This window comes from Paraburkholderia sp. SIMBA_053, assembly GCF_046534895.1.
In the GTDB taxonomy this organism is placed as follows: Bacteria; Pseudomonadota; Gammaproteobacteria; order Burkholderiales; family Burkholderiaceae; genus Paraburkholderia; species Paraburkholderia caledonica.
In genome coordinates this window covers 1-262 of record NZ_JAWRXU010000951.1, presented here as the reverse complement: position 1 = coordinate 262, position 262 = coordinate 1, and the positions used below count along the sequence as shown (strand labels likewise).

The window sequence follows — 262 nt, the reverse complement described above, 5'->3', positions numbered from 1 at the left end:
CCTGGCTCGACAATTTCATGCTCACAGAGATATTCGACCAGCGACCCTTCGATGTCGAAACTGCCAGTGCCATCTTCGTTAAACATGAAATTCCACTTGCACTTGCGGAACGGCACCGAGACCTTGTTCTTGATGCACTCGGCACCAATCTGCTGTCCAATTTTGGTGCTATCACTGGCCGACTTTTTAATCATCGTCTTGCCGAGACGAATGCGCACCGAGCAGTAGAACTTCACTGCGTCACCGCCAGGGGTCGTTGTAG

General features: G+C 51.5%; 1 protein-coding gene. It reads right to left on the bottom strand.

The features are described 5' to 3' along the window. Nucleotides 1–236, bottom strand: a 236-nt coding sequence (locus tag SB753_RS38415) for a hypothetical protein (RefSeq protein ID WP_410805336.1), incomplete at its 3' end; no start/stop codon positions are given. Between the last annotated feature and the right edge of the window lie 26 nt (nucleotides 237–262).